The organism is Verrucomicrobiota bacterium (genome assembly GCA_039192515.1).
Classification (GTDB): Bacteria; Verrucomicrobiota; Verrucomicrobiia; order Methylacidiphilales; family JBCCWR01; genus JBCCWR01.
The window spans coordinates 1-14,017 of record JBCCXA010000057.1 but is presented as its reverse complement, the minus strand read 5'-3'; the positions used below and the strand labels follow the sequence as shown (position 1 = coordinate 14,017).

The window sequence follows — 14,017 nt, the reverse complement described above, 5'->3', positions numbered from 1 at the left end:
TAACTTGAAACAAAATAAATTAGTACTTAGATTGAACCACAACAAATAATGATTACAAATTGCTGTGTCGATCATTATCGATTTGAGGCATTGTCACAACGTAAAGGTATTTTTGCGAGCCACTCTGGAAGAGCGTATTAGGAATCGTATTTGAGGAATAAACATGGTCAAAAAACTTTTATCTATTAGTCTTTTAGCCTGTGGCTTGAGTCACTTCGGGCAAGCACAACTGATTATTTCAGAGGTCGTAGATGCGCCCTTACCGGGTGGCCTTCCCAAGTATGTTGAGCTGACTAATGTCAGCACTAGCAGTGTTGATTTATCTTTATACAGTATTGGCAATTATAACAATGGTGGAACAAACCTAAACAACGGCTCTTCCTTAGTTCTATCAGGCTTTCTAAGTGCTGGTGAGTCTTACGTTGTCTCTTATGAGAATGGCGACTCCCCAGGCATTGGCACCTTCTTTGACGTTTATGGATTTAATCCCGACAACGATGATCTTGGTGGTTTTGTGAACGGGAATGACGTTATTGCTCTTTTCTTAGGACCCGCTAGTGGAGATGGTTCTGATGCCACCCTAGTTGATCTCTATGGAGTAATCGGAACGGACGGCACAGGTGAATCCTGGGAATATACTGACTCGTATGCTTTCAGAAATCCTAATGTATTAAGCGCCTCTGGTATTTTCAATCCAAGCGAATGGACTTTTGGTGGCATAAATGCACTTGAAACAGGTGATGATATTGAGGAGCTAGCACTGATTCTAGCTAATACAGATCCTGGAATCCATGCCGTCATTCCTGAGCCCTCTACTCTTTTCTTGTTAGGACTTGGCCTGTTCATCCTGGTGACCCTAAGAATAGTAAAAATTAAAGATAGCGATTATGATCCAGCTAAGATCTCTACTTTTGCGAAACACTAAAAAACAACAAAAAAGAAAGGATCAAAACATGCAAAAAGATACCCTACCAAAATCAGCAAAAGCCACTAAGGCATGGCAATCTACACTCAGCCCCGTATTGGGGATGAACTCTATCATCACGAAAATACATATGAATTCTTTATCTACGGTCGCTCTCATAGCACTTTACACGTGCCTCATTTCGTCGCATTCACAAGCTGCGGTTATTTATAGCGAACTTGTATCAGGCGACTTATCTGGCACCCCATCAAGCCCAGAATTACTCGTAGTAGGTCCTGGAATTAATACCATTATTGGTAGTGTTGGTGAAAATGGGGATACTGGCGCTACAGATGGTTCCGATGCAGATTATTTTACTCTGACCATTCCATTTGGTCTCAGCATCAACACCATTACCATAGATAATTACTTCACTGCACCAAACCCAGCCGGCAGAGGTAGTTTTTTAGCTTACAAGGCTGGTGTAGGCTTTAGCGGACAAGAGCGCGAAGATATCGATGCCAGAAGTTTATTTGATTCATCAACTGTCAATTTACTGACGGACCTCGGACTGACTTCCCTAGAAGCTGGATCTCACTCCTTTTGGATACAGGAAACAGATCCCACAGTAGTGGACTATACGATTTCTTATGAAGCAGTTCCCGAGCCTTCTACTTATTTCCTTATTGGTGTAGGTCTCGTCACTTTGGTAGTGCTGAGAAAACGTGCTGTGGGCAGAGGCTGATGGGTCTCTACGCACCTTTGTATTTAAAGCATTTTTGAATTAAATTTTAAATATTCACTTTGTGATACCCCGGTTCAAACGGGGTATCAAGGGAACTGAAGTATTCATAGATTTTTCCGCCGGATTGATCCTCTGATATCAGTAGAGATCTAAGCGCCAAGGGACTTTTAGACAATCACGGCAGGTATTAGAGGTGCATAAGCTAAAAAAGCTCACCTGTAAGATCCTCAGTGATTTCTTTTGATTCCTCTCCCCTTCCCCTATTTGATCGATCTTCTGCTTCCGCCTTCCACTGCGCTTCATTGAGGCATTGGGCAGCAAAATCCAAAGGAGCCAGTCTTTTAAAATAGGCATCTTCTATCTGCTGCTGCTGGATATCTGGCATGGATTCAATGGTGCCTTCAAGCAATTCTTGAAAGGCGCTATCCAGAGCAAGCTCATACATCACCAAATTTGCAGGAAAAGTTGCTCCCATAAGAATTTGTATATTAGTTCCAACTAATTGCGTTGCAATGAAACTCTAGCAAATTCCTTTTTACACTCAATAAATTCTCCGTTCTCGTCGAGTAGCGGACTGAAAGGAGATAGAGATCTGCCTTATAATGAATAACTTATGTATTCTGCCAGAATCGTAACAAATCCTAGAGCAGTGTTGTCATACTCCTGTTCAAGTAAGTATCCAGGTGATTGAAGTATTCATAAAGTGTTCTGCTGAATTGATCCCCTGATGTCAGCGCCAAAGGAATACACAGATCTCTCTTGAGGCTTTCACCGGTGAAAGCAAAGAATGAAAGATTGGATAAGGCACTGTCGCAATTTCACTAGAAAATGCAGTGGCAAATAAAAAAGGGCGTGCATCTTAACTAAGAGGCACGCCCTAAACCCAAAGGAGGTCATGAATAATTAATAAATTGCGTTCTATATAATTGGACACGCTTGTTCAATTAACGTTCAATTTTTTAAAAAAAATATTAAAAAATTTTAATTTTGTCTTATTGGGTATATTTTTAGCGTGAATTTATTAAGAAAAGGAGTCTCAGAACATGCCAGAATTACCCGTTAGTGAAGCCATAAAAAAACGTCGTTCCATCAAAGCTTTTAAGCCAGATCCTATTGATGATAAGATACTTAGCTCTATTATGGAGAGCACTATCAACGCACCTAGTAGCTGGAATTTCCAACCGACACGTGTCATCATGCTCAAATCTCGGGAACAAAAAGAAAAATTAGCTGCGGTTGCCTGGCATCAAAAACAAATTACTCAAGCACCCGTTGTATTTGTATATGCTGCATCCATTCGCGGTTGGGAACAAAAAATGGACAAGGTTATCTCAACAGCTCAAGAAAAAGGAGCTTGGCCTGATAAATTTGCGGGTTTCATTCGCGAAAGCGCTCCTGGGTTCCAGGCTGCTCTTGGAGATAAGGAAAGAGAATACGCTATCAAAGACGCTATGATCTCTGCTACCCACACTGCCCTAGCTGCCGAGGCCTACGGTCTAGGTACTTGTTTCATGAATGGCTGGGATGAAAAAGGTGTGAAAGAAATCATTGGTGCCGGAGATGACCCAGATATTGCCATTGCTCTAGTCTTGCCCTGTGGTTATCCTCTTGAAACTCCTGCCGATCCAGGGCGGCTTCCACAAAACGAAGTCATCTTCACAGATTTCCTTGAGTAAGAGACCTTCTTTGAGTTATTTATATAACAGATTGATACTCTCTAAGATAATCTATATCTAGGTAGCTCAAATTTTTACGGATCTGGTTAAACTTCTATTACATATACTGGGTTAACCCAGACAACGCTAGATGGGCTTGTCAGAGGCTTACCAACGCAATACTGCGTTATGGAAATACCTAAAGCGAAAGCGAGAAAGTGCTATTTGTTAGTGCACTGAAAGCTCTTTTCCTAATTCCAAATCTTTTTGAAGCTGGCGCCCATTTTGCTTATCTATACCCAATAAACGGCGAACGAATCCCATGATGTCTTGTAAAATAAGGTAAACACAAGGGACTAGGATAAGGTTCAACATGGTTGCAAATAAAACTCCGTAGGCCAATGATGTTGCCATAGGCTTTAAGAATTGCGCTTGAGTGCTCGTTTCTGATAATAGTGGAACAAGGCCTACATATGTTGTTAAGGACGTTAAGAGAATAGCCCGAAAACGCGCCACTCCAGCTTTGCGAACGGACATAAGCACGGGTAAACCTTTCCAAACGTTTTTATTGATATGATCAACTAAAACCAAACCATCATTCACCACAACACCTGTTAAGGCAACCATGCCACAAATGGATAACATACTAATAGGCATACCAAGTAGCATATGCCCTGCTATAGCTCCAACTAAGCTGAACGGAATAGCTGACATCATAATGATTGGCTTTGCATAAGATTTAAAAGGTATAGCCATCAAAGCATAGATTGCAAAAAACGCAAAGATAGCGCCAACAGCAAGCCCTCCGATAGTATCTCTCTGTTCACCACTTTGCCCCTCCAAAGTATATGCCACATCTGGATAGTCCTTTAAAAGTTTTGGAAAAAACTCTTTTTCTAGATTGCCTAGAATTTCCCGAGAATTCCCTATTGTATTGTCAACATCAGCTGTCACATTGATAGCTCTTTGTCTGTCAACTCGTGTTATAGTAGAAAAACCGCGTCCAAATTTTGCCTCTGCTACTTGACTAAAAGGGATTGCGGATTCAGAGCCCGTGCGTATGCGTAGCTCTTGCAAATTTTCTAGGGATTGCCTTTCCTCTAGAGGATATCGAACCATAACTTTGATCTCATCCCGCCCGCGCTGTATTCGCTGCGCCTCTTCTCCGTAAAATGCTTGTCTGACTTGGCGCCCCAAGTCAGATAAATTAACTCCTAATACTTCCGCTGACTCCTTGATATCTAGTTGAATTTCTCTTTTCCCTTCACGAAAATTATCTGATATATCAAAGGTGCCTTGATATGTTTTTAATTGCTCCTTGGTTAAGACAGCGATTTTTTTTAAGTCCTCAAAGTTGCGTCCAGTAAATTGAATATCAATAGGATCCCCAACATCCTGAAGTTTAGAAGTAAAACCTAATGCTACTGCTCCGGGAACTTCTCCAGTTAAGTCGCGCCAACGCCTTTCCACCTCTGCACTAGAAATTTTTCTAGTTCTCGCAGGTTTTAATTCAACAGTCACTTCTCCCAAATGAGACTGGCCTGAATTTAAATTCAACTCAAAGGCTCCGGTAAATGGCTGGTCACCGGCCGTGGCCATTATGTGACTAAAACCACTCTCGCTATTACCACTAACAGCTCTTAACTCATCTCTGAGCCTCAAGGCAGCTTCCTCTATCTGGCGCACTCCTTTTTGTGTCTGCTCAAAGGAAGTTCCCAATGGCATCTCCAAACGAGCTATTACAAAATCCGCAGGCACCACAGGAAAGAAAACAAATCTAATCAAGCCAGATGAAACCAACCCAACCGAAGATGCTAACAAAAAGATAAAAAGAGCTAGAGTGGCATAACGATACTGTGTTGCCCAAAAAATCATTTTTCGATAGATGCGCCGTATAAATAAATCCAACCCATTCGAAAAGAAGCCTCGGACCCAATTCCAAAGTCCTGACAAACTTTCTGTCGGTCCTTGCGGTGCATCAGTCTTAAGGTGAGACAAGTGTGAGGGCAATATCAGTTTGGATTCAATCATAGAGAAAATTAAAGCAGGTATGACAGTCATGGGGATCACTCCCCAAATTTTTCCAGCTACTCCCGGGATGCCGAGCATAGGCCAGAAAGCAGCTATGGTCGTCAAAATAGAAAAAGTTACGGGAACTGCAACCTGCATTGTTCCACTCAACGCAGACTTCGTACCACTACCATACCTTTCACTATGAGTATAAACACTTTCCCCGACTACAATCGCGTCATCGACAACAATTCCTAAAACAAGAATCAATGCAAAGAGAGAAATCATATTAATAGAAACACCTATCAACGACATAATGATGAAAGCCCCTAAAAAGGAGATGGGAATGCCAAGGGTCACCCAAAGAGCTACATTTATTCGTAGAAACAAAGCCAAACAAATCAGAACTAGAACCAACCCTTGCAAAGCATTGCGAACTAGCAGATCAATGCGCTCTTCCAAATAAACAGAATCATCTTTCCATACTTCGAGTGATACCCCTTGAGGCATTCTGCTCTGCGCTTCTTGCACATAGGCCTTAGCGACCTCAGCTACTGCGAGTGCCTTCTGGTCTCCTGTTCGGAAAACATTAACCACTCCAGCCCTTTTGCTATCAAATGTTGCCCTAATATTACTCTCATCAAATCCATCTATGACTGTTGCCACCTGCCCAAGCGTGATACGCCCGCCATCTTCCGTGCTAATGAGAACAAGGTCTTCAAACTCTTTGCCTGTATAAGCCTGGCCCACCGTTCTCAATAAAATTTCGCCCGCATTTGTTTTAATGGCTCCACCTGGCACATCCAGGGAGGAATTCCTAACTGCAGTAGCTACTTCATCAAAAGTTAAATTATATCTCCTTAATTCCTTCTCCGAAACCTCTATAGCAATCTCGTAAGGTCTTACACTAGCTAGAGAAACTTGAGTAATTTTAGGAGTCCCCTGTATAACATTAAGTGCCTTAACAAATATTCCTTCAATAGGGTTCGAATAGGTTGGTTGATATTCGTAGGCTAGTAACTCATCTCGAACCTGATCAACGATGCGCCGCAAACTTTTCTCATCAGAATCAGAGCTAACAGCTATACTGAGCACTTGGTTTTTGATAGTTATCTCTTCGATAATAGGACGCTCAGCATCCTCAGGAAAAGTAGTGATCGCATCAACCCTTACTTTTACATCATCCAGTAACTCACGGACATCTTTTCCGGAATCAGCTTCTATATAGACTCGACACAAACCTTCTGAAGAACTTGAAACAACTTCCTTAATACCATTCAAGTCTTGAATGGCTTCCTCAATAGCTATGCAAATACCATCCTCTACTTCATAAGGTGTTGCGCCAGGATACTCTACATCTACCTTGACCGTATCTACTGCGGTTTCTGGGAAGATTTCTAACTTCATGCGCAGCAGACTAAGAAATCCTGCAATGATGATAGCACCCATAAATAAATTGGATGCCACAGGATTGTGTATAAACCAAGCGATTGCTGTTTTCATTCTTCGGAAGGGCTTTGTGCGACTTTGACTTGATTATTTTTACCCGATTTTGTCTCGCTTGATCTGATGCTTAGCTGCATGCCTACTACAGGTGCCTCCAATGGACTAAGCGAAACAAGATTTCCCGCCTCAAGTTTACTACCAATGTAGACATAAGAAGTATCCGTGTGCAATGGATCCACTTGAACAATATCCAATGAGGAGTCTTTAGTAACCACGTGAATCGTGTTATTTTCACGGAGTGCTAGTTTAGGCAAGACAAATACATCTTTTAGTTCAACACCCTCAATCTTGGCTTCTACAAATAAGCCAACGGGTAAAGGAGCTTCATGCTTCCCCTCCAAATTATAGGGATCATCAATTCGAGCGATAGCATATAGCATGCGGTCTTCCGTATTCATGACCGCTTCCGTTCTTACAACCTTACCTTCCCACTCCAAAACACGCTTGCCGAAATTAGCACTCAAGGAAACAGAAGGTTCTGTAGCATTCTCGCTTTGCTTTTTATATTGAAAAGGTAGGTCAACTAAGGCCAATTGTTGATTCCGTAACGGCAATCTGACCTCTGCATAGTCTGTAGCAAAAATCTCTGCTATCTGAGCTCCTCTTGTAAGAAACTGTCCAATATCAGCAAATTTTTCCCGACTTCTACCATCATAAGGAGCAATAATGCGAGTGCGTTCTAGGTTTGTCTCGGCGTTTTGCAACATGGCCCAAGCGGATTTAAGCTTCGCTTGCGCCTCTTTCAATTGAGGTATTCTTGCGGACAAGGCAGGTTGTTCTCCATCTCCTAAACGGCTCCAGTCCTCCTTAGCTTGCTTGGCTCTAGCTTTTTCCTGCTCCAGACCAGCCTCCGCGGAGGCTAAATCAGCTTCAGCTTGGACCATCGCCATTTCATAATCCCTCGGATCAATCACAAGCAAGATCTCTCCTTCAGTGAAAGCACCCCCCTCGTCTAGAGAGGGGGAAATTTCCACAACTCTACCAGACACCTCAGCCACTAAATTTGTTTGCGTTCGCGGCAAAATGGTTCCCTGTGAAGGAATCTCTAAACGCACAGTCTGTTTGTTTATTTCTATTGCTTCCACGACAGGAATAAGCACTTCACGAGGCTTCTTCTTAGGTTCAGGCGCTAGTGCCTTCATCGTGTGCCAAGCCACAAAAGCCACTATTACAAGGCTAACAACTAGTCCTAGCTGTAACCAAAGCTTTGTTCGAATTTTTGTTTTCATAAGTAATCTCTTAGTTCGATCGACGGATTATAAACCCTAGGATCTACTTTATTCTCCTCCGTGCGAAAATCTCCACCTAACGCCAGATGTAAATCAACGCGATTCTGCAGACGTATGCGACGTATCGTCAACAGCTCTCGTTTAGCTGTTAACGTTCGCCGCTCCGTATCTAAAACCAACAGGATATCTTCAAGGCCCTGTGTATAACGATCTTGGGCTAGTCGTAACGCCTCTGATAATTCTTTCTCAGCTAAGATAAGCCTTTCCTCCTGCGTGCGCAAACGCCTCTCATTAGTCAAAGCTGTCTCCACTTCATTGAAGGCTGTTAAAGCTGTATTCCCATAATTAGCCACGGCAGCTTGCACTTGCTTATCAGCCTTTCGAGCCTCTGCAGATAGCCTACCCCCATCGATAATTGGCGTAAGCAAATTCACAGCAAAATTCCACACATTATATTTGGGATCGACTAAATCCATCAAGGCATCGCTGGAGGTGCCTCCAGAAGCTGTAAGACTAATGCGAGGCAAACGTGCGACTTTAGCTTCGGATCGCAATTTTATAGCTGAAGCCACTCGCCTTTCCGCTGCTATCAAGTCAGGCCTCCTTTGCAAAACATCCGCAGGAACCCCAACCGGAATTGGTGGTGGCACTGCCGTCAAATCAGGAGCCACCTCTACAACCCCGCTGGGATACCTTCCAAGTAAAACCTCTAGGTCACGCAAGGTTATCTTCACATCAATCTCTGCGGACTCCACTAAAGCTTCAGCGGAGGCTTCATCTGAACGAGCTAAATGCACATCGAGGGTCTCTGCGATCCCTCTCTTGAAACGCCCTAAAACAAGTTCAGAGGTCTGATTGCGGCTATTGACCGTCTTTTTTGCCAACTCCAATTGGAGCATCGCTTCCGTCGCCGCAAACCAAGCCTTGGCTGTTTGAGCCGCTAGTGATAATTCTGCACCGAGATAATCAGACCCTGAAGCTTGAATCTCAGCAATAGCCGCCTCTTGTCCATAGCGTATCCTCCCCCATACGTCTAACTCCCATGAAACATCTAAGGAAAGACCTAAACTTGTGGAACGACTGCGGATAAACCCGTCAAAGCTATCGTCGGAAAAATCATTTCTGCTAAGAGTTTGAGCCTTACCACCACCTGTAGATAAATCTATCTGCGGTATCATTCCTGCCCCTGCTATTACAGCATCCTCTCGGGCCTCTCCAAGACGCGCTGCTGTAACTTTTAAATTGTGATTGGATTTCAAGGCCTCAACCACCACCTGGTTAAGCTTCTCATCTCCAAACGACGCAATCCAGCCAGCACTAATATGTTCAGCTAAATGCTCAGCTCCCCACATCTCCGGTATATTTGCTCCTATTTCAGGTTGCTCATACGGAGGTGTGACAGCGCAACTCACCAGCATTGCACAAACAACACCTCCCATCATCAACTCCCCAGCGTGCCTCATAGTGCCTCTCCTCTTTTGGGTTCTGACTGCATGCCCGCTGCAGAAAAAGCAATCAATTCGCTCAAAAGTTTTTCTGGTTCAACTTCTTGAATCATACCCAATGTCACTGGATTAAAAGTCTGGATCATGGCGCCTAAAGCAAAATGAAAACGCCACTGAGGAAAATGCTCTGGACGCATGTCTAAGGCCGCGCAAAAACCTTTTAAAAAGCGCTCACATAGTGGCTGCCAATCCTTCTCCATAATCTCATCCATGTAGGCACCATCTTCATATAAACACCTCCCCAAAACTCTTAGAAAATTCCTTTTGCTTTCATGTATGAAATAGGTAAAAGCAGGTCGATAAAATGCCTCCAGCACTCGCTCAATCGTAAGCCTTTCCCCCTTTTCTTTTGCTTCTTGCTCAAACTCATCTAATAACCTAAACCTATCTTGGTTTAGGGGTCTAATCCCTTGCCTAATAAGCTCAATTATCAAGTCATCCTTACTGCCAAAATGATAATTCACCGATGCGATATTTACCTCCGCCGCTTTAGTAATCATACGCAGTGAGGTAGCTTTGAAACCATTTTCTGCAAATAGCCCCTCGGCGACCTGTAAAATCTTATCCTTCGTATCCGGAATACCTGATCCTCTGGAAACGAAATCCTCTACGTAAGCGGTTGGCATTTCATCAATCTAAATCAAACGCTCTTTTAAATCAAGTGTTTGATTTAGATTGTTTTTAGTAAATATAGTGCATATACGCATTACTTGTTCAACACGGGTGATGCAATAGAAATTGAATGACATGCGCAAAAGACTGAGGTAGTTGGCAAAGAGAGTCGACCAAGATGTATCAATCACATCGTCTGGGCGTGGCTCTCAAAAGGTAATACCCCTAGGAGACTCTATGTTTCTTGGGGCCAAGATGTTGCGTAGATCTTTAAGCCTCTACTGCATCATCCGGGTTCAATCAAAGAATTCAGAGTAATATCGCCGGAAAATAGATGACTTTTTTTCAAACAGACCGCAAAAATGAACCTTATTACTTCGACACTTCCGGTGACATGTTGCTCTTTAAGAAAACTATTCTAAAAACGATCGCCAGTAGGAATGTTCAAGGAAGGGACCTATGTGTTTTAGTTTTAGCAAAGAGCCTCAATCTTTAGGTTTGTTTTTAAGCTTCAGTAACCGTTCTAAAGTGGAATTCAAACTATCAGTTTTAATGCCTGAATCCCTAAAGTTCTCTGTAAGCCTATTGAGGTGTGAGACCGCCTTAGAATACTTGAGGTATCTATAATCAGATTTCTCTGATGGGGAAACAGGATATTTAGCCTTTATTTCATCCAGAGACTCATCCCAATAGACAACGACTTTTATCTTGTCTTTATTTGTTGGATCAGGATCTCCATAAGATTTCCACTGATACCATTGAGAGCCTATCAATTCATGAACTGCTGACTGTGGACCAAAGTCTTCATAGTCAAATACAGCTGAGGCAGCTAAACAAGATGAAACCGCTAATATCGTATAGATCATCGTGTATGTGACCATTTTCATTCTTATTAAAGAACTTCAAGATTGTGGTGGCTCAGAGCGAAACCTTGGAGAGGTAAAGTGCGTGAAATAGGTAAGCGCATTCTGTAGCTAGGTTGTTTCATATTTCTAACTTATAAATACTTGTCTGTAAACATCTCTGAACAAATAGCTAACTTACTAGCTTTCCGTGATGCTTTATCTACTAAAGAAAATAATCTATCGATTTTACTCTTATTCTTTGATGGCTTATGACCTACCACTTGATTCAAGGATATATGCAGATCTTCAGTCAACCTAAAATAGGCTCGGTATAATTCATGATTTTTTAGCATCCTACCGGATTTTGAACGAAACTCATTTTTCTCCAAACTCTCTTTTCTACGACCCAGACTAATAATATTCTGAGAATCCGTATATAGGTTGATATTTGAGTACGATAATTTAGATAATGCCCACAATAATGTCTGTAATTCCAAGCGACTGGAGGAAGTCTCCCTGAAGCATTTAGTTTTGATACGATTCTTTAATGCATCAAAGTCCGCATCTCGTTCAGAACATATCAAATACGCTCCATAACCTATTTTAGTTTTAGGGTTTACACTCCCATCAATAAAAAGCATCATTTTCTACATACACAAAATTGCACCACCACTTTATAAATAGCTCTCACTCTTTGATTATTCCAGTAAGCATATTAATCGACCGAAGTCTAACCTTCTAAAACTAAGCTTTTACCCTTTTCATAGTCCTTCCTCTAATCATATAACTACTAAAAAGAAATACTAGACCGCATAAGAAAATCATAATACTTAAGACTGCAAGCCCTAAAGTCCAAAGAGGTAAAAAGGGCCTTAGAGAAACTTCTTCATAGCTCATAACTATAATTCTAAACCATTCATGAAGGCCGTCCACCATGGTTTTTTACGAAGATAATATCCCCAAATTGAGCCTATCGGCCTTGATATGATTCTATTACTCAGTCAGAGAATAAACGGTAAATAAATCTTTGGTTATTTTATAGTCTATCTCTTAAATAAGACCTTTGCCTCCTTTGATAATGATACGGTGTAGCTGATAGATTCTCTTGTCGATGAAAAATTGTTACCTGAGCATAACCGGTTGTAATTTCATGAACAACTTTTGCCTTTAGAGCCTTCAGAAAATTGTTGGTTTGAAAGAGGTTTCCTCCGAACGCTTAGAATTATCGATTAGAGATAACCGCATAATATAAAGTCTCGCCTCTCCCTCTCGGATCCTAAACAAGGACTTGGCTTTTTGTAAAATGCTTCATAATTGTCTTTTGCAGCTCTGCACTTTGTGAAGTGAAAAAGCATCAAGCCAACTAAAATCATCATGAAAACAAATTTCTAGAAGAACTATGGCTCGAGGTATACGATTTTATCTCTATTGCAAAAAGTCCGGACTGTAATTTTAATTAGTTAGTTGACACTAACTAATATTGCTTTACAAAATAATTATAGATCAAAATAACTATTATTTAAAACTAAAGCAATGCACCATTATTTGAAGAAAGGCATACATAATGAAAACACGACTAAAGACAATTCTATTACTCCTTCTGAGCTCGACTTTGATCACTTTTGCCCTTAACGCAAAGGCTATTCCTACAGAAGCACAAGAGAATATAAAATACCCCTACACGATTGTTACAACATGCGGCATGGTCACAGATATTGTTACTAAGGTTGCGGGTGATAAAGCTCAGGTGATGGCTCTAATGGGTGAAGGTGTTGATCCTCATCTTTATAAGCCTACACGCGATGATATGAATAAATTATTACAGGCTGACATAATCTTTTATGCTGGACTTATGTTGGAAGGTCGCATGACCGATGCATTTGTAAAAATGGCTCGAAAAGGAATCCCAGTCCATGCAGTCACAGAAGAAATACCGGAAAGTTATCTGCTACATCCTGGTGGAGTTGGAGAATATCCTGATCCTCATCTTTGGATGGATGTTAGTGCCTGGTCTCAAGCAACGGCGGTTGTTTGCAGTGCTCTATGTGAATTTGACAACAAAAACTCGGCTTACTATAAGAACAATTTAGAAGACTACCAAGTTCAGTTAAATGAACTCGATGCTTATATCAAAAAGGTCATTTCTAGTATTCCTGCTGATCAACGCTTCCTGATAACGGCTCATGATGCTTTTGGCTATTTTGCAAGAGCCTACGATATAGAGGTAAAAGCACCTCAAGGTCTAAGTACAGAGTCAGAAGCAGGAGTATCAGATATCAATGAACTAGTGGAGTTCATAGCAAAGAACAAAATCAAATCCATTTTCGTTGAAACAAGCGTTGCTGACAAAAACATCCGAGCCATCATAGAAGGTGTTCAATCCAAAAGTCATACAGTGAGTGTTGGAGGCACACTCTTCTCCGATGCAATGGGCGAACCTGAAACATATGAAGGCACCTATATTGGTATGCTTGATTCTAATGCAACAACTATAGCCCTAGCACTAGGAGGTAACGCGCCCAAGAAGGGACTATTTGGTAAACTTTCTTCTCCGAAAACGGATCATTGAGATACGAGTCCTAAGCCTATGAATAGAATGAAGAAAATATTGGTAACAGCAATGCTAGGGTCATCCCTATCTAGCATGCTGAATGCTGGAGCGCCTGCCCCAAATAGCAAAGATCTCGAAGAAGTCATCGAGGAGATCAGTTATGTAGAGACCCAACAACCTGGAATCATCCTCAGCGGATATGTCGATGCAGGATACATCTACAACTTCACCTCCGGCACGCTGGGCCACCGTTGGCTGGGTGGCGATGCCAATGCCGAAGGCGACTTCAACCTCAATCAAATGAAGCTCGTCCTTGAGAAGCCTCTGACCGATGACAACGAACTTCAGGCTGGATTCCGCACCGATGTGATCGTTGGCGAGGATGCCGCATCCTTCACCTCCAACCCCGCAGGCAGTCCCGATGGCGACACTCTCTACCTGCAACAAGCATTTGC

General features: G+C 42.0%; 12 protein-coding genes. 5 read left to right on the top strand and 7 right to left on the bottom strand.

All coding sequences use genetic code 11. The annotated features are described in order from the left end of the window. Window positions 1-163: 163 nt before the first annotated feature. Both AAGA18_15085 and AAGA18_15080 read left to right on the top strand, forming a co-directional pair. Window positions 164-925, top strand: a complete 762-nt coding sequence (locus AAGA18_15085) for a lamin tail domain-containing protein (protein MEM9446665.1) — start codon at window positions 164-166, stop codon at window positions 923-925. Between the two features lie 28 nt (window positions 926-953). Further along, window positions 954-1,649: a PEP-CTERM sorting domain-containing protein gene (locus AAGA18_15080; GenBank protein ID MEM9446664.1), complete on the top strand. Its 696-nt coding sequence runs from the start codon at window positions 954-956 to the stop codon at window positions 1,647-1,649. Between the two features lie 202 nt (window positions 1,650-1,851). On the opposite strand, the gene AAGA18_15075 is transcribed toward AAGA18_15080, so the two are convergent. After that, a complete protein-coding gene (locus tag AAGA18_15075) occupies window positions 1,852-2,124 on the bottom strand; it encodes a hypothetical protein (protein MEM9446663.1) in 273 nt (90 codons plus the stop codon). A gap of 568 nt (window positions 2,125-2,692) precedes the next feature. On the opposite strand from AAGA18_15075, the gene AAGA18_15070 reads away from it, so the two are divergent. Next, window positions 2,693-3,325, top strand: coding sequence for a nitroreductase family protein (locus AAGA18_15070; GenBank protein MEM9446662.1), 633 nt, complete (start codon window positions 2,693-2,695; stop codon window positions 3,323-3,325). Window positions 3,326-3,532: 207 nt separating this feature from the next. Here the strand turns inward: AAGA18_15070 and AAGA18_15065 are convergent, their stop codons facing one another. From AAGA18_15065 to AAGA18_15040, 6 genes are all read right to left on the bottom strand, one after another. Next, window positions 3,533-6,817, bottom strand: coding sequence for an efflux RND transporter permease subunit (locus tag AAGA18_15065; protein MEM9446661.1), 3,285 nt, complete (start codon window positions 6,815-6,817; stop codon window positions 3,533-3,535). Next, the gene (locus AAGA18_15060) at window positions 6,814-8,049 is read right to left on the bottom strand and encodes an efflux RND transporter periplasmic adaptor subunit (GenBank protein MEM9446660.1); all 1,236 of its coding nucleotides are present in this window, start codon (window positions 8,047-8,049) and stop codon (window positions 6,814-6,816) included. Before AAGA18_15060 ends, AAGA18_15065 begins: the two co-directional genes overlap by 4 nt. Next, on the bottom strand, window positions 8,046-9,512 hold the full coding sequence (locus tag AAGA18_15055) for an efflux transporter outer membrane subunit (GenBank protein MEM9446659.1): 1,467 nt from the start codon (window positions 9,510-9,512) through the stop codon (window positions 8,046-8,048). Before AAGA18_15055 ends, AAGA18_15060 begins: the two co-directional genes overlap by 4 nt. Further along, window positions 9,509-10,180, bottom strand: a complete 672-nt coding sequence (locus tag AAGA18_15050; GenBank protein MEM9446658.1) for a TetR/AcrR family transcriptional regulator — start codon at window positions 10,178-10,180, stop codon at window positions 9,509-9,511. The genes AAGA18_15055 and AAGA18_15050 overlap by 4 nt, the downstream gene beginning before the upstream one ends. 471 nt (window positions 10,181-10,651) lie before the next feature. After that, window positions 10,652-11,053 carry a hypothetical protein gene (locus AAGA18_15045; GenBank protein ID MEM9446657.1) on the bottom strand — a complete coding sequence of 134 codons (402 nt, stop codon included), beginning with the start codon at window positions 11,051-11,053 and terminating at the stop codon, window positions 10,652-10,654. Window positions 11,054-11,163: 110 nt separating this feature from the next. Beyond that, window positions 11,164-11,655 (bottom strand): RNase H family protein, encoded by a 492-nt coding sequence (locus AAGA18_15040; GenBank protein MEM9446656.1) that lies wholly within the window; start codon window positions 11,653-11,655, stop codon window positions 11,164-11,166. A 920-nt stretch (window positions 11,656-12,575) separates the two neighbouring features. On the opposite strand from AAGA18_15040, the gene AAGA18_15035 reads away from it, so the two are divergent. Next, window positions 12,576-13,580 (top strand): zinc ABC transporter substrate-binding protein, encoded by a 1,005-nt coding sequence (locus tag AAGA18_15035; GenBank protein ID MEM9446655.1) that lies wholly within the window; start codon window positions 12,576-12,578, stop codon window positions 13,578-13,580. An 18-nt stretch (window positions 13,581-13,598) separates the two neighbouring features. Beyond that, on the top strand, window positions 13,599-14,017 hold a 419-nt coding region (locus AAGA18_15030; protein MEM9446654.1), incomplete at its 3' end, for an outer membrane beta-barrel protein.